The 17,463-nt window shown below is 73.0% G+C and carries 14 protein-coding genes and 2 pseudogenes; 6 read left to right on the plus strand and 10 right to left on the minus strand.

Translation table 11 applies throughout. The features are described 5' to 3' along the window. Window positions 1–8 precede the first annotated feature (8 nt). From kdpF to CRP49_RS11300, 5 genes and pseudogenes are all read right to left on the minus strand, one after another. A complete protein-coding gene (gene kdpF / locus CRP49_RS11280) occupies window positions 9–98 on the minus strand; it encodes a K(+)-transporting ATPase subunit F (RefSeq protein ID WP_067057375.1) in 90 nt (29 codons plus the stop codon). Between the two features lie 216 nt (window positions 99–314). Next, window positions 315–674, minus strand: a pseudogene (locus CRP49_RS46785) (amino acid permease); the annotation flags it as partial. Continuing rightward, on the minus strand, window positions 668–850 hold the full coding sequence (locus tag CRP49_RS11290; protein WP_097253252.1) for a hypothetical protein: 183 nt from the start codon (window positions 848–850) through the stop codon (window positions 668–670). The gene CRP49_RS11290 and the pseudogene CRP49_RS46785, both read right to left, overlap by 7 nt. Before the next feature lie 83 nt (window positions 851–933). Continuing rightward, window positions 934–1,827 carry a DUF4118 domain-containing protein gene (locus tag CRP49_RS11295; RefSeq protein ID WP_097257306.1) on the minus strand — a complete coding sequence of 298 codons (894 nt, stop codon included), beginning with the start codon at window positions 1,825–1,827 and terminating at the stop codon, window positions 934–936. 12 nt (window positions 1,828–1,839) lie between these two features. Beyond that, window positions 1,840–2,055, minus strand: a pseudogene (locus tag CRP49_RS11300) (hypothetical protein); the annotation flags it as partial. Between the two features lie 234 nt (window positions 2,056–2,289). Here CRP49_RS11300 and CRP49_RS11305 point away from each other — a divergent pair. Next, on the plus strand, window positions 2,290–3,864 hold the full coding sequence (locus CRP49_RS11305) for a Na+/H+ antiporter (protein ID WP_097257307.1): 1,575 nt from the start codon (window positions 2,290–2,292) through the stop codon (window positions 3,862–3,864). A 75-nt stretch (window positions 3,865–3,939) separates the two neighbouring features. On the opposite strand, the gene CRP49_RS11310 is transcribed toward CRP49_RS11305, so the two are convergent. Further along, on the minus strand, window positions 3,940–5,757 hold the full coding sequence (locus CRP49_RS11310) for an APC family permease (protein ID WP_097253253.1): 1,818 nt from the start codon (window positions 5,755–5,757) through the stop codon (window positions 3,940–3,942). Between the two features lie 239 nt (window positions 5,758–5,996). Here CRP49_RS11310 and CRP49_RS49090 point away from each other — a divergent pair, with 239 nt between their 5' ends. After that, complete coding sequence (locus CRP49_RS49090) at window positions 5,997–6,773, plus strand: hypothetical protein (protein ID WP_097253254.1); 777 nt, start codon at window positions 5,997–5,999, stop codon at window positions 6,771–6,773. 12 nt (window positions 6,774–6,785) lie between these two features. Here the strand turns inward: CRP49_RS49090 and CRP49_RS11320 are convergent, their stop codons facing one another. Then, window positions 6,786–7,523, minus strand: coding sequence for a TIGR03943 family protein (locus CRP49_RS11320; RefSeq protein ID WP_097253255.1), 738 nt, complete (start codon window positions 7,521–7,523; stop codon window positions 6,786–6,788). Next, a complete protein-coding gene (locus CRP49_RS11325; RefSeq protein WP_097253256.1) occupies window positions 7,520–8,563 on the minus strand; it encodes a permease in 1,044 nt (347 codons plus the stop codon). Before CRP49_RS11325 ends, CRP49_RS11320 begins: the two co-directional genes overlap by 4 nt. Window positions 8,564–8,727: 164 nt before the next feature. Here CRP49_RS11325 and CRP49_RS11330 point away from each other — a divergent pair, with 164 nt between their 5' ends. Together CRP49_RS11330 and CRP49_RS11335 are read left to right on the plus strand one after the other, a co-directional pair. Next, window positions 8,728–10,575 carry an NAD-binding protein gene (locus CRP49_RS11330; protein ID WP_097253257.1) on the plus strand — a complete coding sequence of 616 codons (1,848 nt, stop codon included), beginning with the start codon at window positions 8,728–8,730 and terminating at the stop codon, window positions 10,573–10,575. Between the two features lie 191 nt (window positions 10,576–10,766). Beyond that, complete coding sequence (locus CRP49_RS11335) at window positions 10,767–11,606, plus strand: hypothetical protein (protein WP_101418162.1); 840 nt, start codon at window positions 10,767–10,769, stop codon at window positions 11,604–11,606. A gap of 82 nt (window positions 11,607–11,688) precedes the next feature. Here the strand turns inward: CRP49_RS11335 and CRP49_RS11340 are convergent, their stop codons facing one another. Continuing rightward, the gene (locus tag CRP49_RS11340; RefSeq protein WP_097253259.1) at window positions 11,689–13,509 is read right to left on the minus strand and encodes a prolyl oligopeptidase family serine peptidase; all 1,821 of its coding nucleotides are present in this window, start codon (window positions 13,507–13,509) and stop codon (window positions 11,689–11,691) included. Between the two features lie 276 nt (window positions 13,510–13,785). Between CRP49_RS11340 and CRP49_RS11345 the strand changes: the two genes are divergently transcribed. Next, window positions 13,786–15,345: an FG-GAP-like repeat-containing protein gene (locus CRP49_RS11345; protein ID WP_179851584.1), complete on the plus strand. Its 1,560-nt coding sequence runs from the start codon at window positions 13,786–13,788 to the stop codon at window positions 15,343–15,345. An 84-nt stretch (window positions 15,346–15,429) separates the two neighbouring features. Continuing rightward, entirely contained in the window at window positions 15,430–16,233 is an 804-nt protein-coding gene (locus CRP49_RS11350; protein ID WP_097253261.1) for an SURF1 family protein, read from the plus strand. A 30-nt stretch (window positions 16,234–16,263) separates the two neighbouring features. Here the strand turns inward: CRP49_RS11350 and CRP49_RS11355 are convergent, their stop codons facing one another. Beyond that, window positions 16,264–17,337 carry a hypothetical protein gene (locus CRP49_RS11355; protein WP_097253262.1) on the minus strand — a complete coding sequence of 358 codons (1,074 nt, stop codon included), beginning with the start codon at window positions 17,335–17,337 and terminating at the stop codon, window positions 16,264–16,266. Window positions 17,338–17,463 lie beyond the last annotated feature (126 nt).

The following is a 17,463-nucleotide window of genomic DNA, read 5'->3' on the forward strand; positions in this document are numbered from 1 at the left end:
GTCAGCTCTCAGAACCTCTCCGGGAAGATCAGGGCGAGGACGAGATAGCCCAGCAGGGCGACGGCCACGACCAGGCCGACGATGTTCTCGACGGTCACAGCTTGGTCACCCCCTTGGCGACGAGAGCCACCAGCGCGAATCCCGCGATCACGGTGACGACGAAGGCCAGATCGGCCATCGCGAACTCCTGGAGTGAGGTTCGGTGGAAACGGACGATTAGAGGAAAACCCCTGGCTGTCCGGATCCGACCCCCCGTTGACGGCTCTCATACGGCGGCCCGCATCCCTTTGACGGGTCTCTTACGGCTGCCGCCCTCAGGGCAGCCGGAAGCGCAGCCGGCAGATCACCGCGTCCGTCTCCCGCCGTACGGCGTGCGCGACGACGGCGCCCCGCTGGTTCTGCAGCAGCCGCTGCCAGAGCCGCTCGGGCTCCGTCTCCGGGATCAGGACGGTGACCCGCGTGGCCGGCTCGGCGGCGACCACCTCGCGGACGTACGCGGCGATGGGGCGCCCCAGGCTGCGCCGCTCGCAGGACAGGCGGACCAAGGGCACTCCCGGGTCCCACTCGGCCCAGGCGCGCTCCAGGGCGTGCAGCTGGGTCCGGTCTTCCGGGTCGGGGTAGCCGACGGTCACCGCGCGCACCTCGTCGCCGAGGGAGGCGGCGGCCGTCAGGGCGCGCCCGCGCCGGCCAGCACCAGCACGATCGCCTCCGGGCCGTACGCCACCGACGCCATGGCGTCCAGCGACAGCGCGGCGAGGCCGGTGACGGCGGTGAGGCGATGCCGTTCCCCGGCATCAGGGGGCTCTTCGTCGGCGGGGGCGGCGCCCGGCTCCAGGGTCAGGACGGACATGGGTGCGTGCTCCTTCTTGCTTCGGCTTCCTTCAGCCGCGCACGAGGGCCAACGGTGCGCGGATGCACCCAGGTTGTGTCCGTTCACGACCGGGTCCGACCGGTCCTTGCTGCATCTTTGCGCCCAACCGTCCGACTTTGACGAGACCTTGACGGACGGCCTCGACAGGGCAGGGCGGTCAGGTGAGGGCCGGAGGTGTCCAGCGCGGCCCCGGTCTGATCGGCCAGGGTCACCGCGACCAGGCGGGCCTGGAGCGGGGGGACGGGATCCGGGCCGGGGGTCAGCATGAAGCGGCCGAGGTAGTGCCCGTTGCCGTACGCCCGCAGCTCGGTCTCGTCCTCGGGCCAGCCGGCGGTGTCGACGTCCCAGGTGTGCCGGCCCACCGTCAGGGTGCCGTCCTTCTCCAGCCGCGGCGGGCGCCCGATGAGGGTGCCGTACTCGAAGCGGCAGGCGCCCAGACCGAGCAGCTCGGTCAGCTCGCGGCGCACGTGGTCGACCACGGTGTCCGCGGAGTTGGCGGACTGGGCGAGGGCGGCCGTGCGGTGGATCCGGTCCAGGTGCGCCGCGTCGGTCACGGCGACGACCTCCAGGCGGCGGGCCCGGGCGGCGAGTTGGGACACGATCAGGCCCACCACCAGCAGCAGGACCGCCGTCTCGACGTCGCCGGACGCGCTGACGTCGAACGTCTCGTAAGGCCGAGTGAGGAAGAAGTCGTACCAGGCCGCTGCCGACAGCGCCGCCACGACGCCCGCCGTACGGCTGCCCAGCGCGGCCACCGCGACGACCACGACCACGAGGATCAGCGCGGCGTTCGTCCGCGACAGGTCCGTACGGAACGGCACGAGAGCCGCCGCCACCACGAGCGGGGCGACGACGCCCGCCGCGAGCGCGAGCCGGTCCCGCAGCGGCCACGCGCCCGGAACCGGGCGTGCCCGGCCGGTGCGGTGCGGACGGAATGTACTGGTCTCGGTGCTCATCAGGCACCTCCTACGCTCTGCGCACCCTGAGGATGCGCGTGCTGTTCGGCGAAGGGCAGCGACACGACCATGGGCAGGCCGCCGCCCGTGGCACTCGGCGAAGCCCACCACCACGTCCGCCCCGCGGGCGGCACGGCGCCGCCCCTCGTCGAGCATCCGGTAGGTCTTGCCGACCCCCGGGGCCGCGCCGAGGTGGACCTTCAGTCGTCCGGGCCGTACGTCACTCATCGCCGCCGACGCGCTCCGCTCACTGGTTCGACTCCCTCGGGAGGGCGGGTCACTGCTCTCAAGGAAGCGCTTCCGGGCTCGGGCGGGTGCACGCGTTAGCGCTTCCTTGGCGCCGGTCCGGGGGACCTTGACACTGTCTTGACGTGCGGTGGCCGGATAGGGTGACAGCGGTGTGCCGGGAAGTCTGGTCGGCGGGGAGCCGGTGTGGCTTCCGTGAAGCCCCAGGGGGACGGCATGCGCGGCGTAGGGACGGTTCTGGCACTGGTCGTACTGGCCACCGTCGTCGCGACCTTCGCGCAGCGCCGGCGCATCCCCGCGCCCTCCCTGCTCGTCGTCGCCGGCCTCGCCGTGGCCCTGCTGCCGGGCACCCCGCAGATCGAGATCAGCCCCGAGATCATCGGGCTCGTCGTGCTGCCGCCGCTGCTGTACGCGAGCGCCGAGGACATGCCCTGGCGGGAGCTGCGGGCGGTGTGGAAACCGGTCGGGATCCTCGCCATCGGCCTGGTCCTCGCCTCGGCGGCGGCCGTGGCCGCGGTGGCCGCGGCGGTGACACCGCTCTCGTGGCAGATGGCGCTGGTCCTGGGCGCGGTGCTGGCCAGCACCGACCCGGTCGCCGTGACCGCACTCGGCCGCAGACTCGCGCTCCCGCCCAAGGTGCAGGTCCTCGTCCAGGCGGAGAGCCTGTTCAACGACGCGACCTCCCTGGTGCTGGTCCGGGTGGCGGCGGGCATCGCGATCGCGTCGGCGGCGGCGAACTGGGGCGCGGCCGGCGGCCAGTTCCTGCTGCTGGCCGGCGGCGGCACGGTGATCGGCGGCGCGGTGGCCGGGGTGGTGACCCTGATCCGACGGCGCACCGAGGAACCGGTCCTGGAGACCGTGATAGCCCTGGTCACCCCCTACGCCGCGTATCTCCTGGCCGAGGTCGCGCACACCTCCGGGGTCACGTCCTGCGTGGTGGCCGGAGTGGTCCTCGGCGGCCGCGGCGACCGCCTCACCAACGCCCGCATAAGACTCCAGCTGCACGCCGTGTACGGCACGGTCGTGTTCCTCCTGGAGAGCGTGGTCTTCTCTCTCATCGGGCTGGCGCTGCCCGCGCAGGTGCGGGCGCTGGCCGACGGCGACCGGGCCTGGCCGCTGTACGCCCTCGCGGTCGCCGTCACGCTCGTCGCCGTACGCCTGCTGTGGCTCGCGCCGCTGTCGGCGGTGGTCCAGCGCGAGGGCGGGGTCGGCCGCCTGAACTGGCGGGTGCCGGTGGTGCTGACCTGGGCGGGCACCCGGGGCGTGATGCCGCTGGCCGCGGCCCTGTCCATCCCCGAGATGACGAAGAGCGGCTCCCCTCTCACGGACCGCCCCCTGGTCCTCGTCCTGACCACCTCGGTCGTGGTGGTCACCCTCGTCGTCCAGGGCTTCACCCTCGCCCCGGTCGTCCGCCGCTCCGGCATCGCCCTGGAGCCCGCCCACACCGAACGCGAGGAGATCGAGGCCCGCTCCCGCCTCGCCCACGCCGGACTCGCCCGGCTGGAGGAACTGGCCGAGCTGGAGGCCGTACCGGACGTCGTCCTCGACCGCCTGCGCCGCGCCCTCAACGCCCGCCTGGAGGACGCCCGCGACCGCCTGGCCGAGAGCGACGGCACCGCCGCGGCCACCGAGTCCGCCGACCTGGTCTACCGCCAGCTGCGCCGTGACCTGATCACCGTGGAGACGGAGGAACTCCAGCGCCTCTACGACGGCCACCGCATCAGCGACACCACCCGCCGCCGCCTCCAGCGCTCCCTGGACCTGGAGGAGGCCCGGCTGTCGGACTCGTGAGGGGCCCCGCGGGATCAGCGGAACTCCGGACCTGCTGGTCGGCCGTACCGCCCGGCCACCACCGTCCGCCCCGTCTCACATCCGCAGCCGGTAGGGCAGCATGCACACCACCACGTCCGTGCGGGCCCGCAGTACGGTCGCCAGCAGCAGTCCCCGCTGGTTCTGCAGGATCTCGTAACGGCGGTGCCGGGGCTCGACCTCGGGGATCAGCACCGCGATCTGCCGGCCGTCCTGGGCCGCGTGCCGCACGTACTCGACCATCGGCTGGACCAGGGAGCGGTGCGGGCTGTCGATGACGTCGAGGCGTACCCCCGGGTTCCAGCGCGCCCACGCCTCCTGCAGGGCACGGGCCTTGTCCGGGTCGCTGTGGACGGCTACGGCGACCACCTCGTCGCCCAGCGCCAGGGCGGCACCGATGGCGTGCTGGGCCAGCCTGCTGACGTCGCCGAGCGGGACGATCACCAGGCTGCCGGGGCGCGGGGCGGGCGGGTCGGGGACGCGGCCGAGGCCGAGTTCCTCGCCGACTTCCGTGTAGTAGCGCTGGATGCGGGAGAACAGCAGCATCAGCAGCGGTACGGCGATCACGACCACCCAGGCGCCCTCCAGGAACTTGGTGAAGAGGAGGATCAGCCCGGCCAGGGTCGTGAGCACCGCCCCGGTGCCGTTGATGAGCGCACGGCGTTTCCAGCCCGGGGGTCGCTCGGTGGCCCAGTGCCGGACGAGACCGAGCTGGCTGAGGGTGAAGCCGATGAACACCCCGATCGCGAACAGCGGGATGAGCCGGTGGGTGTCGGCGTCGGACGCGATGAGCAGCGCCGCGGCCAGCAGGGCCAGCGCCACCACGCCGTAGCGGTAGACGGGCCGTTCGGCGCGCAGCCCGAACAGGTGGGGCAGCCGGTGGTCGCGGGCCAGCAGGCTCATCAGCACCGGCAGCCCGCCGAAACTGGTGTTCGCCGCGAGCAGCAGGACCAGGGTGACGAGCAGGTTGGTGGCGTAGTACGCCCAGCCGTCGCCGTAGGCGCCCGCGGTGAGCTGGGCCAGGACGGTGACGCCGCCGCGCGGGGCGACGTGGTCGCGGCGGATCAGCACGGCGAGGCCGATCAGCATCAGGCCCAGCAGCCCGCCCAGCATGAACTCGGTGCGCTGGGCGCGCCTGACCCGCGGGGTGCGGAAGGTCGGCACGGCGTTGGCGATGGCCTCCACGCCCGTCAGCGCCGAGCAGCCGGACGAGAACGCCTTGAGGATGAGCAGCAGACCCAGGGTCTCGTGCGCCTGGACGGGCTGCGCGGTTCCCACCACGGCCGCCGGATGGGAGCGGAGGAGGTCGCCGACGACGACACCCAGGATGGCCACGATGAACAGCACGGTCGGCAGCATCAGCACCCGGGCGCTCTCCGTCACACCGCGCAGGTTCACGGCCGTCAGCAGTGCGAGGCCCACCAGACACACCAGCAGCTTGTCCCGGGCCAGGTCGGGGAACGCGGAGGCCAGGGCGTCCGCGCCCGCGGTGAGACTGACGCAGACCGTGAGGACGTAGTCGACGACCAGACTGGCCGCTGCGAGCAGGCTGGAGGGCGCGCCCAGGTCCTTCTTGGCCACCGCGTAGGCGCCTCCGCCGTCCGGGTGTACGGCGATGACCTGGGCGTAGGACACCACGAGCGCCGCGAGCAGGAAGGTGATCGCCAGCGTGATCGGCAGGGTGGCCGCCAGCGCCCCGGTCCCGGCCGCGACCAGCACCAGCACGATGGCCTCGGGGCCGTACGCGACCGAGCTGAGCGCGTCCAGCGACAGCGCGGCCAGCCCTTCCAGGCTGGTGAGGTGGTGCTTCTCCCCCTCGCCCGGGCGCAGCGGGACCCGCGGTTCCAGCTCACGACGTGCCAGGCCATACGCCATCGGGACCTCACCACGGACAGCAGGACGGTCCGGACCAGTCTCCGCGCGCGACGGCCGTACGGCTCCCCGTGATCGGCCGTCCGCGTGTGCCCGCTGTTCCGCGAGGGACACGAGTCACCCATGAATCCACTGAGAATGTGTGCAGGAGTGCCACATGGGCCGCACACAGTCTTCCGAAAGCCTCGTTAGCGTGACCGCTCGATCCCCCGTGCGAACGCGTCGAATCAGGAAGACCCCACATGGACTACTGCTCCTCGTGCCGTCGGCATCTGAACGGCGCCCTGGTGTGTCCGGGGTGCGGCGCGTACGCCCCGGACATCGCTCCCGCCCCGCCCGTGGCCGCCGCCCCCGCACACCGGTACGACGACGGTCTCCTGGACGACCCGGCCCCGGCCCACCTGGACGAGGCACCGTCCGACGACGTCCCGGACGCGCCCGCCGCTTCACAGGGACGGGCGGCGCGGCGCCGTCAGCTGGCCCGTTGGAAGAAGAACAAGCGCCGGGCCGCGGTCGCGTCCGCCGTCGCGCTGGTCGGCGGCGGGCTCACCCTGGCCTCGATGGACCGCCAGTCCCCCGACCGGGCCCAGGCGGCCTCGGCCCCGGACAACCGGCCCATGGGCGCCACCGACGGACGGACCGACCCCGAGACCACTCCGGTGTCGACACCGCCCACCCACCACCGGTCCCCGCGCACCACGACCCCGGCCCACACCCAGCAGCCCGCGGCCGCCGCCCCCCACCGCCAGACCATCGCCGCAGCCCGCACCACCGTGCCGCACACCCACCCGGACGCCGCGGCCGCTCCGGTCCCCGCGCAGACCCCGGCCACGCACCAGCAGACAGCCGCCCCGGTCTCCGACAGCGCCGGCACCGGCACCGAGGCCCAGGCGCCGTCCACCCCCGCACCCGCCCCCTCGACCAACACCGCAACGGACACGGGCACGCCCCAGACCAGCCCGTCCCCGGCGGCGACCTCGCCGTCGCAGCTCTGTCTGGTCGTGCTCTGCCTGGGCTGACCGCCCGGCTCGTCAGTTGTTCCAGGTCTCGTCGTACGGATCGTGCGGGGTCGGTACCGGCCTCGCCGAGGTGACCTTCAGGTACGGGATCGGGCCGTTGTTGACGGGGTCGTGGGTCAGCTTGGGCGTGTAGCTGCCCGTGACCTCCAGCCAGGCGTCCGGTTGCAGGACCGGCGGCAGCTTGCCGGTGAGGGCGATCTTCACCGGCTGGGCGTCCGCCGCACAGCAGTTGAGGGCCATGCGGACGAGGTAGGGCGCGCCGGAGTGGTCCAGGGCCAGGAAGCCGGTGACGCGGACCGGGCGGCCGTGCAGGGAGCGGCCGTGGTCGTAGGCCGCGCGGGACGCGTAGTCGACCACGCTGAGCGGGACCGGGTCACCGGCGGGCAACCTGCCGTAGCCGTACGGCTGTTGCAGTGCGGTGCCGGTGCGCAGGGCGCTGTACGACCCCAGAGCCGGCGGGGCGATGAGGATGAGGGAGAGCAGGGGGAGCACGAGGAGCCAGGAGATCCGGGGCTCCGGGTGGGCATGGCCGGAGTGGGCGTGCCCGGCGCCGACGGCCCTGGCCGCCTTGGCGCGCTTGCGCTCGTACCACGCCGTCGCCAGGGCCGCCGCGATCAGGACCGCGCCCGAGGCCAGCAGCAGCGGCTGCAGGCCCGCCTTGACGTAGCGCAGGTAGAGGTCGGTGGCGCCGGCGTGCAGGAGGGCGGCGCCCAGCAGGAACATCACTGCCGCTTGGGCCTGGCGGTTCACAGCAGCACCGTCCCGGTCACGACGGCGCCCACGACGGCCAGCGCGAACGTGGCGGGGGCGAAGCGCAGTGCGAAGGTGCGGCCGAAGGTGCCCGCCTGCATCGCGAAGAGCTTGAGGTCGATCATCGGGCCCACCACCAGGAACACCAGCTTGGCCGTCAGGGAGAACTGGGTGAGGGAGGCCGCGACGAACGCGTCCGCCTCCGAGCAGATGGACAGGAGTACGGCCAGCACGGCGAGGGCGAGGACGGAGAAGGCGGGGTTGTCGGCCGCCGTGCGCAGCCAGGTCGCCGGGGTCGCCGCCTTCAGCGTGGCCGCGGCCATCGCGCCCAGGACCAGGAAGCCGCCCGCGTGCACGGTGTCGTGCCGGACCGAGTTCCAGAACGCCTCGCCCTTGGTCGCGCCCTCGTGCGCGCCGTGGGCCGGCGGGCGCAGCCAGTCCGTGCGGCCCAGCCGCTGCCACAGCCAGCCCATCGCGCAGGCCACCAGGAGGCTGGCCAGGAACCGGGCCAGGACCATCTCCGGGTTGCGCGGGAAGGCGACGGCCGTGGCGGTCAGGACGATCGGGTTGATCGCGGGGGCCGAGAGGAGGAAGGCCAGGGCGGCGGCCGGGGTCACGCCCCTGCGCACCAGCGCGCCCGCCACGGGCACGGAGGCGCACTCGCAGCCCGGCAGTACCGCGCCCGCCAGCCCGGCCACCGGTACGGCCAGCGCGGGCCGGCTCGGGAGGGCGCGGGCGAAGAAGGAGGGGGGCACGAAGACCGCGAGCGCCGCCGAGAGCAGGACCCCGAGGACCAGGAAGGGCAGCGCCTGGACCGTCACGGCCACGAACACCGTCATCCAGCTCTGCATCAGCGGGGTGCCGAGGGCCCCGCGGATCGGGGACTGGGCGAGCACCGCCAGCAGCAGGGTCATGGTGAGGATCAGCGGGGAGCTGAGACGCCGGTCGCCCTCCTGGCCCTCCCGGCCCGGGCGTTCGCCGGACGGGCGCGCCGGGTCCCGCTCGGCGGCGCCGGGCGGGGCGTCTTCGGTGATGGCCACGGGCGCGTACCTCCGGCTGTGCTCTGCCTGTCCCTCCCCATCAATACGCGATCGTGGGCACGGGTGTTCACATGGTTGCTGGAACCACCCGTCTCCTTGAGGCAGTCTTTTCCCTCGTGGCGAGCGTTCCGTATCAAGGTGGGTCCGGTGTCCCGGCGGCGCACATGGTGGTGTGCGGTGACGACGGGCTCGCGCACCGGCTGGCCGCCGAGTTGCGCGGAGTCCACGGCGAACAGGTCACCCTCGTGGTGCCGCCGAACGAGCGCTCGGCACGGCCCCCGGTCGTGGGGCGGGCCCGGGCCGCCTCCGCCGCGCTGCTCGACCGGGTGGTCAGCGCCGCCGTCGGACTGGGCGGTGGCAATGGAGGCAACGGCGGCAACGGCACGACCGCGAGCGCCGGCAGTGCCCATCGGGCAGACGGCGAGCGGGTGTTGGAGGCCGTCGAGCTGACGGAGGCCGTGCTCGCCGAGGCCGGTGTGGAGCGGGCCGCCGCGCTGGCGCTGGTCCATGACGACGACGAGATCAACATCCGGGCCGCGCTGACCGCCCGCCGGCTCAACCCGCGCCTGAGGCTGGTCCTGCGGCTGTACAACCGCAGGTTGGGCCAGCACATCGAGGAACTCCTCGACCAGACCGCCGCGTTGGCGGCCGGCGTGGGGGCGGACGAGGCCGCGGAGGCGTCCACGACCGTGCTGTCCGACGCCGACACCGCCGCGCCCGCGCTGGCCGCGGCCGCCGTCGCCGGCACCACCAAGGTCGTACAGACCGACAGTCTGCTGCTGCGGGCCGTGGAGCGGGTGCCGTCCGGGGACGGGCGGATCGCCGATCCGGGGCTGTGCACCCTGGCGCTGCTCTCGGCGCCCGGCGCGGATCCTGCCGGGGCGGACGGGTCCGACGGCGCCCGGGAGCAGGAACCCGTGCTGCTGCCGGACGACGAGGAGGTACGGCGGGCTGCCGGGCGGGCCGCGGTGGTGCTGGAGCAGGTGTCCTCCTTCGGTGGGCCCGAGGCGGCCACGGCCCGGCGCGGGGTGGGGGTCGTACCGCCGCTCGCCTCCCTCTTCTCACGGCGGCTGCGGTGGTCGCTGGCCGGGCTCGTGGGGTGTGTGGTCGCGCTCGCCGTCGCGCTGTCGGTGGTCACCGGGATCCATCCGCTGAGCGCCTTCTATCTGACGCTGCTGGACCTGTTCGCGATCGACGATCCGGCGATCGGGGCGCCGCTGGGGCGGCAGATCCTCCAACTCCTGTCCGGTCTTGTCGGGTTGCTGCTGCTGCCGGTGCTGCTGGCGGCGGTGCTGGAGGCGCTGGGCACCTTCCGGACCGCGTCCGGGCTGCGGAAGCCGCCGCGCGGGCTCGGCGGGCATGTGGTGCTGCTGGGGCTCGGGAAGATCGGTACGCGGGTGCTGACCCGGCTGCGGGAGCTGCACATTCCCGTGGTGTGCGTGGAGTCCGACCCGGAGGCGCGGGGGCTTGCGACCGCGCGGCGGCTGCGGGTGCCGGTGGTGCTGGGGGATGTCACGCAGGAGGGGGTCCTGGAGTCCGCGAAGATCCACCGTGCGCATGCGCTGCTCTCGGTGACCAGCGCGGACACGACGAATCTGGAGGCGGTGCTGTACGCGCGGTCCGTGCGGCCGGATCTGCGGGTGGTGCTACGGCTGTACGACGACGACTTCGCGACCGCGGTGTACCGGACACTGCGGGCCGCCCATCCGCAGGCCTCCACGCGGAGCCGGAGCGTGTCGCACCTTGCCGCCCCCGCGTTCGCGGGAGCCATGCTGGGGCGGCAGGTGCTGGGGGCGATCCCGGTGGAGCGGCGGGTGTTGCTGTTCGCCGCGGTCGAGGTGGCCGGGCATCCGGAGCTGGAGGGGCGGAGCGTGGCGGAGGCGTTCCGGGCGGGCGCGTTCCGGGTGCTGGCGCTGGAGGGCCGCGCCGAGGTTCCCGGCGACTACGTGCTGCGCAAGGGGGACCGGGTCGTGGTCGCCGCCACCCGACGAGGGCTGGCCGAGCTGGGCTGACCAAGGGTCCTGCGGTGGCCGCGGGTCGGCACAGGCCCTCGGAGCGGCCGGACGGGTGGATCCGGGGCCTGGTTGGCCCAGTCCGCTTGGCGCGGCGCCTTGACTCCGCCGTTGGCTGGTAGGGCCGCTTCGACCGAACGCGCTTCGCGCGGACTTCGCGGGCGGCCCACCCGACCGAGGAGGAGTCCTCAATGACGAGGAAGCGCATGTACCGTTCGACGACCCTGGGTGCCGCGGCAGCTCTGGGCCTGAGCCTGGCCGTGCTGCCGCTCGCCCCGGCGCACGCGGTGACCTTCGTGTCCTGCGGAAACGTCACCGCTCTCCGGAACGCGATCACCCAGTCCAACACGACCAACGAGGACATCACGCTGGCGCCCTTCTGCACGTACACCGTCGCGACCAGCGTGGGGGCGAGCAACGGCTTGCCCGCCGTCACGGGCTCCTACAGCATCAACGGGTACAGCACCACCATCGCCCGCTCCACGGCGACGGGCACGCCCGACTTCCGGCTCTTCACGGTCGAGTCGGGTGGCAAGCTGACCCTGAACTCCCTCAACGTCCGTTTCGGGAGCGTGCCCGGCGACTCGGGCGGCGGCGTCCTGGTCACCGGTGGCGGCAGCACCCTCACGGTGAACAACGGCAGTGTCCGGGACAACAAGGCCGGGTTCGGCGGCGGCATCCGCCTGCGGACCGGCGCCTCGGCCACCCTGAACAACGCGCTGGTCAGCGGGAACACGGCGACTGGCGGCGGTGGTGGCATCAGCCACGCCGGTGGCACGCTGACCGTCAACTACTCCCGGATCCAGGGCAACACGGCCGGCGCCGAGGGCGGCGGCCTCCGTACCGAAGCGCCGGCCGTCGCGACCCTGTCGGCCAGCCAGGTGACCGGCAACACCGCGAACGGCACGCTCCAGGGCGGCGGCATCTTCGAAGGCACCGGCAGCACGGTCTCCGTCGTCTTCAGCAACGTCTCCGGCAACACACCCAACAACTGCCGCCCGGTGGGAGCCGTACCCGGCTGCGTGAACTGACCGCCCGCACCCCCTGGTGGGCGTCCCGCACCCGCGCGACGCCCACCGGCTCACGCCCCTGCCGGCCACGTGCCTTTCCGGCTCACGCCCCCGCCAGATGCCTCCCCGCGAACTCCATCTCCAGCCTCAGCTGCTTGATCCGCTCCTCCACCACCAGTGAGCCGTGCCCGGCGTCGTAGCGGTACACCTCGTGGATCGCGCCGCGGGCCTCCAGGCGCTTGACGTAGTTGTCGATCTGTCGGATGGGGCAGCGGGGGTCGTTGACGCCCGCGGAGATGTAGACCGGGGCCTTGACCTGGTCGACGTAGGTGAGCGGGGAGGACGCCTCGAAGCGTTCGGGGACCTCCTCCGGGGTGCCGCCCAGCAGGGTGCGGTCCATGGCCTTCAGGGCCTCCATCTCGTCGTGGTAGGCGGTGACGTAGTCCGCCACCGGCACGACCGCGATGCCCACCGCCCATGCCTCCGGCTGGGTGCCGACGCCGAGGAGGGTGAGGTAGCCGCCCCAGGAGCCGCCGGTGAGGACCAGGCGCTCGGGGTCGGCGAGGCCGGAGCCGACCGCCCACTCGCGGACGGCGGCCACGTCCTCCAGCTCGATCAGGCCGACCCGGTGCTTCAGGGCGTCCGTCCAGGCGCGGCCGTACCCCGTGGAGCCGCGGTAGTTGATGCGGATCACCGCGTAGCCCCGGTCCACCCAGGCGGCCGGGCCCGCGGCGAAGGAGTCGCTGTCGTGCCAGGTGGGGCCGCCGTGCAGGTCGAAGACCGTGGGCAGGGGGCCGGTGGCACCGGCGGGCTTCTGGATCAGGGCGTGGATGCGGCCGCCGGGGCCGTCCACCCACGCGTCCTCGACCGCCACGGACGGCGGGCACTTCATGCCGGGCGGGTCCAGGACCACCTCACCGGTGGTGGAGCGGACCGCGGGCGGCTCGGCGGCGGACGACCACAGGTACTCCACGCTGCCGTCGGGGCGGGCGGTCGCCCCGGACACCGTGCCGGGCGGGGTGGGGATGCGGGTCAGCTCGCGGGAGGCCGGCTCAAAGCGGAACAGCTCGCTGCGGGCCTCGAAGCTGTGGGCGATGAGCAGGGCGCTGCCGTCCGGGTACCACTCGGCGGCGACGTCGCCGGGCAGGTCGAGGGAGAGGTCGCTCTCCACGCCCGTCGCCACGTCCCACACCAGCGGTTCCCAGCGGCCCCGGCGCTGGTGGCCGATGAGGAGGCGGGTGTCGCCGTCCACCGGTGCGAAGCCGAGGACCTCCAGGCCCAGCTCCTCGGTGCCGCCCTTGGTGTCGTCCAGCTCGGCGACCGTCGTGCCGTCCGGGCGCAGCACCCGCAGGGCCGCGTGCATGGCGTCGCCGTGCTCGGTGTGCTCGATCGCGATCAGCGAGCCGTCGTGGGAGAGGTCGCCGACGCCCGCCGACTCGCGGTGCCGGTAGATCTCGACCGGCACCGCGCCCTCGCGCGCGAGGTGGATGGTCGTGCCGTCCTCGTCCGTCGAACGGCCGACCACCGCCGTACGGCCGTCGCGGGCCAGGCCCAGGCCGGCCGGGTAGGAGGGCTCCAGGCCGGGCACGGCGGTCTCGTCGGCCCCGCCCCCGAAGGGCTGGCGGCGCCAGATGCCGAACTCGTCGCCGTCCTTGTCGTCGAACCACCAGATCCACGCGCCGTCCGGGGAGAGCACGCCGTCCGTCGTGCCGTTCGGCCGGTCGGTCACCTGTCGCTGCTCGCCCGTCGCCCGGTCCCAGGCGTACAGCTCGTACGTGCCCGTCGCGTTCGACACGAACAGGGAGCGGTCCGGCGCGTCCTCGGCCCAGTCGGGCAGCGAGACCCGCGGCGCCCGGAAGCGCTTCTCCCAGTCCGGCATGTCCGGTGTGTCCGGCGTCCTGCTCTCACTCTGTGCCCCAGTCATGCGCCCATACTGCCTGGCCCCACCCACCATGCGCTGCCGGGTGTACCCAGCCTGTGGATAACTCCGGCCGACCGCAGGCCGCGGGTCCACCGAAGAGGGCTCTGAGGCCTTCCGGGTGGTAGCCGGGACGGGCGCGGTGCGCATGAAGGTGGGGCCGGGTGGGGCGGTGACAGGGTGTGACATCGCTTTCCTATATGCAAAGAAATGTCACTGAAAGGGTGTCGCATGATGTCTGTGCCGCGGTGTTCTGGAGCGGCGGGGAAACTGGTGTCCCTGATGCGGGCTGCCTGGCCGACGGCCCGTCGGCGGGCGCGGGTGCTGTCGGGCATGACCGGAGTGGTGCTGTCCGCCGCCATGGTCATGGCTCCCTCGGCTCACGCCCAGGGCCTCTTCGACCCGGCCGTGAACTACGGCGCCGGCGACGGGCCGTTCTCGGTTGCGGTGGGCGACTTCAACGGCGACGGGCGCCCCGACCTCGCTGTCGCGAACGTCATCGGCGACAACGTGTCGGTGCTGCTGAACAACGGGAGCGGCACCTTCGCCACAGCGGTCAACTACAGCGTCGGCGACGGCCCGGCGACGGTGGTTGTGGGCGACTTCAACGGCGACAACGTGCCCGACCTCGCCACCACGAACTTCAACGACGACAACGTGTCGGTGCTGCTGAACAACGGCAACGGCACCTTCGCCACGCCGGTGAACTCCGCCGCCGGCGACGCGCCCCAAGGGATGGCGGTGGGCGACTTCAACGGCGACGGAAACCGCGACCTCGCCGTCACAAACTTCTCCACCGACAACGTGTCGGTGCTGCTCGGCAACGGCACCGGCACCTTCGCCACGCCGGTGAGCTACGGCACCGGCGACGCCCCGATCTCGGTGGCGGTGGGCGACTTCAACGGCGACAACGCGCCCGACCTCGCCACCGCGAACGAGAGCAGCGACAACGTGTCGGTGCTGCTGAACAACGGCACCGGCACCTTCGCCACAGCGGTGAACTACAGCGTCGGCGACGCCCCGATCTCGGTGGCGGTGGGCGACTTCAACGGCGACAACGCGCCCGACCTCGCCACCGCGAACGTCGCCAGCGACAATGCGTCGGTGCTGCTGAACAACGGCACCGGCACCTTCGCCACAGCGGTGGACTACGGCGTCGGCGATGCACCCCAATCGGTGGCGGTGGGCGACTTCAACGGCGACGGCAACCGCGACCTCGCCGTCACGAACCAGAACGTGGACAACCTGTCGGTGCTGCTGAACAACGGCAACGGCACCTTCGCCACGGCCCAGAACTACGGCACCGGTGACGGCCCGCATGCGGTGGCGACGGGTGACTTCAACGGCGACGGCCGCCCCGACCTCGCCACCGCGAACCTGTTCGGCGACAACGTGTCGGTCCTGCTGGCCACCGCGCCGCCACCACCGGCCAGCTGCGCGACCGCCACACCCACGATCACCGGTACGAACGGCAACGACAACATCACCGGCACGAACGGCAACGACGTGATCTTCGCCCTGGCCGGGAACGACACCGTCGACGGCGCCGGCGGCAACGACCTGATCTGCGGCGCCGCGGGCAACGACAAGCTCAGTGGCAACGCCGGCAACGACCGCATCGAAGGCGGCACCGGCAACGACACCATCAACGGTGACGACAACAACGACACTCTGATCGGCAACGACGGCAACGACACCATCAACGGCGGCAACGGCGACGACACCCTTCAGGGCAACAACGGCAACGACCGCCTCGACGGAGGAACCGGGACCAACTCCAACGACGGCGGCGCAGGCCACAACACCTGCACCAACCCCGCCGCCGGTGCCGGTTGCCCCTGAGGTGAGGTGAGGGCGCCGCGGAATGCGGGCCGTGGCCGGACCCCCGGCCCCGGCCCTCCACCGCGGCCCCGTACCGTTGAAGGCGTGTACCGGTTTCTGCTGACACCCCGCTGGTGGGGCATCAACGTCTTCGTGCTGCTCGCCATCCCGTTCTGCGTCTTCATGGGGTCGTGGCAGCTGAGCCGGTTCGAGGGGCGAGTGCAGGACCACCGCGCCGCGACCGAGCAGGCCGCCTCCGACCAGCACGAGTCGGCCCGTCCGCTGGCCCGGATGCTGCCCGTCGACAAGAGCACCTCGGGACGGCGGGTCACCGCGAGCGGCCGGTACGGCAAGCAGCTGCTCGTACCGGGCCGGGAGCTGGACGGCAAGCAGGGCTTCTACGTGCTGACGCTGCTGCGCACCGACTCCGGCAAGGCGCTGCCCGTGGTGCGCGGCTGGCTGCCCGGCAAGGCGGACCCCGCCAAGGCGCCCGCCCCGCCCGCCGGCGAGGTCACCGTCACCGGCGCGCTGCAGGCCTCCGAGACCCCGGGGGACAACGGGGTCAGCGCCCAGGGCGGGCTGCCCGCCGGGCAGACCGCGGCGATCAGCGCGGCCTCGCTGGTGAACCTGGTGCCGGACAGGCTGTACGACGCCTGGGTCACCCTCGACCGGGCCGACGCGGGGATGAAGGCCGTGCCCGCGAGCGCGCCGCCCGGTACCGGTCTCGACCTGAAGGCGTTCCAGAACCTCGGCTACACCGGGGAGTGGTTCGTCTTCGCGGGCTTCGTGGTCTTCATGTGGTTCCGGCTGCTGCGCCGCGAGGTGGAGTTCCATCGGGACGCGGCGCTCGGCCTGGTGCCGGAGCAGGAGCAGGAGCAGGAGAGCGCGTCCGCTCCGAGCACCGTCTGAGACCTACTGGCCCCGCGCACCCTCCGAGGCCTACTGCCCCGCCAGCACCCCGGTGTAGTACACCGTCCCCGCGCACGCGTTGGGCACGGTCGCCTGGATCGAGGGGGAGCCCCCCTGCCCGGTGTGGGTGACGAGGACACTGCCGTCGGCCGTTCCGCCGTCCTCGGTGACGAGCTGGGTGGTGGTGCCGGAGGACGTGGCGCCGGTGTCCGTGCCGCCCGTGGCGCCGGCGTCCTGGGTGGGCGTCGGGTCGGGCGAGGGGTCGCTGCCGCCGTCCGTGCCGCCCGTGGTGGTGGAGCCACCGGTGGTGGGGCAGGTCTCGGAGGGCACGAAGGCGAACCTCTCCTCGTAGGCCGCACCCGGCTGCAGGACCAGCGCCGCGACCTCCAGCGAGGGGTCGGGCAGGGTGGCCGCCGCGTCCCCGGCCACATGCCGGGCGCTGAGGACCTTGGCGGGGTCCGCGGCGCCCTGTGCCGCGACGCCGACCGTGCCCGGGCCGCCGACGGTACAGCTGGCGGTGGAGATATTGGTGACGCGGAAGGTGCCGTAGACGACACCCGTGGTGTCGGGGGCGTCGACGGTCTGGGTGGCGGAGCCGAGCTGGGCCGCCGTGCACACCGGGGCGCCCGCGGCCAGGGTCGAGGACGGGTCGGCGCCGCCGGTCGAACCGGTGCCGTTGCCGCCGGTCTTGCCCGGCTCGGTGCCCTTGCTGGTGTCCTTGCCGGGCCCGGGGGTCTTGCCGTGTGAGCCGCCGACGCTGCTGGAGCCGCCGTCGGGGTTCTTCCCCTGGGTGGCGCCGCCCTGGGCCTGGGAGGTCTGCCCGGCCATGGCGGTGTTGGGGTCGGTGCCGCCGGAGTTCGAGACGTGGATGAGCGCGGGGACCGCGGTGCCGATGAACAGGGCGGCGGCCGCCATGCCGACGGCGGCCTGGCGCTTGCGGGCGCGCCGGGCGGGCACCGCGCGGCGCAGGTGGTCCAGCGTGCCGGTGCGCGGTTCGAGGTCGTCGACCGCGGTGTGCAGCAGTCGGCGCAGGTCCAGCTCGTCCGAGTCGAGCCCGCCCGGGCCGAGCCCCTTGGGGCCCTTTTCGTCGGGGCCGTGGTTCACAGTTCCGTTCCCAGCGTGCGATTGCGTGTGGTCTTGCTCGTGCTGCTTCGTCGGTTCGTGCCAGGCATAGGGCTCATGGCGTCCATGGGAGTGGCCTTCGTGGGAATGGCCGTCATGGGTATCGCC

The organism is Streptomyces sp. Ag109_G2-15, assembly GCF_900215565.1.
Classification (GTDB): domain Bacteria; phylum Actinomycetota; class Actinomycetes; order Streptomycetales; family Streptomycetaceae; genus Streptomyces; species Streptomyces diastatochromogenes.

What these genes read in the sequence shown, in the direction of transcription:
- CRP49_RS11290 (WP_097253252.1), bottom strand. Translation starts at nt 850, where the DNA reads ATGTCCGTCCTGACCCTGGAGCCGGGCGCCGCCCCCGCCGACGAAGAG.
- CRP49_RS11295 (WP_097257306.1), bottom strand. Translation starts at nt 1,827, where the DNA reads ATGAGCACCGAGACCAGTACATTCCGTCCGCACCGCACCGGCCGGGCA.
- CRP49_RS11305 (WP_097257307.1), top strand. Translation starts at nt 2,290, where the DNA reads ATGCGCGGCGTAGGGACGGTTCTGGCACTGGTCGTACTGGCCACCGTC.
- CRP49_RS11310 (WP_097253253.1), bottom strand. Translation starts at nt 5,757, where the DNA reads ATGGCGTATGGCCTGGCACGTCGTGAGCTGGAACCGCGGGTCCCGCTG.
- CRP49_RS49090 (WP_097253254.1), top strand. Translation starts at nt 5,997, where the DNA reads ATGGACTACTGCTCCTCGTGCCGTCGGCATCTGAACGGCGCCCTGGTG.
- CRP49_RS11330 (WP_097253257.1), top strand. Translation starts at nt 8,728, where the DNA reads ATGGTGGTGTGCGGTGACGACGGGCTCGCGCACCGGCTGGCCGCCGAG.
- CRP49_RS11335 (WP_101418162.1), top strand. Translation starts at nt 10,767, where the DNA reads ATGACGAGGAAGCGCATGTACCGTTCGACGACCCTGGGTGCCGCGGCA.
- CRP49_RS11340 (WP_097253259.1), bottom strand. Translation starts at nt 13,509, where the DNA reads ATGACTGGGGCACAGAGTGAGAGCAGGACGCCGGACACACCGGACATG.
- CRP49_RS11345 (WP_179851584.1), top strand. Translation starts at nt 13,786, where the DNA reads ATGCGGGCTGCCTGGCCGACGGCCCGTCGGCGGGCGCGGGTGCTGTCG.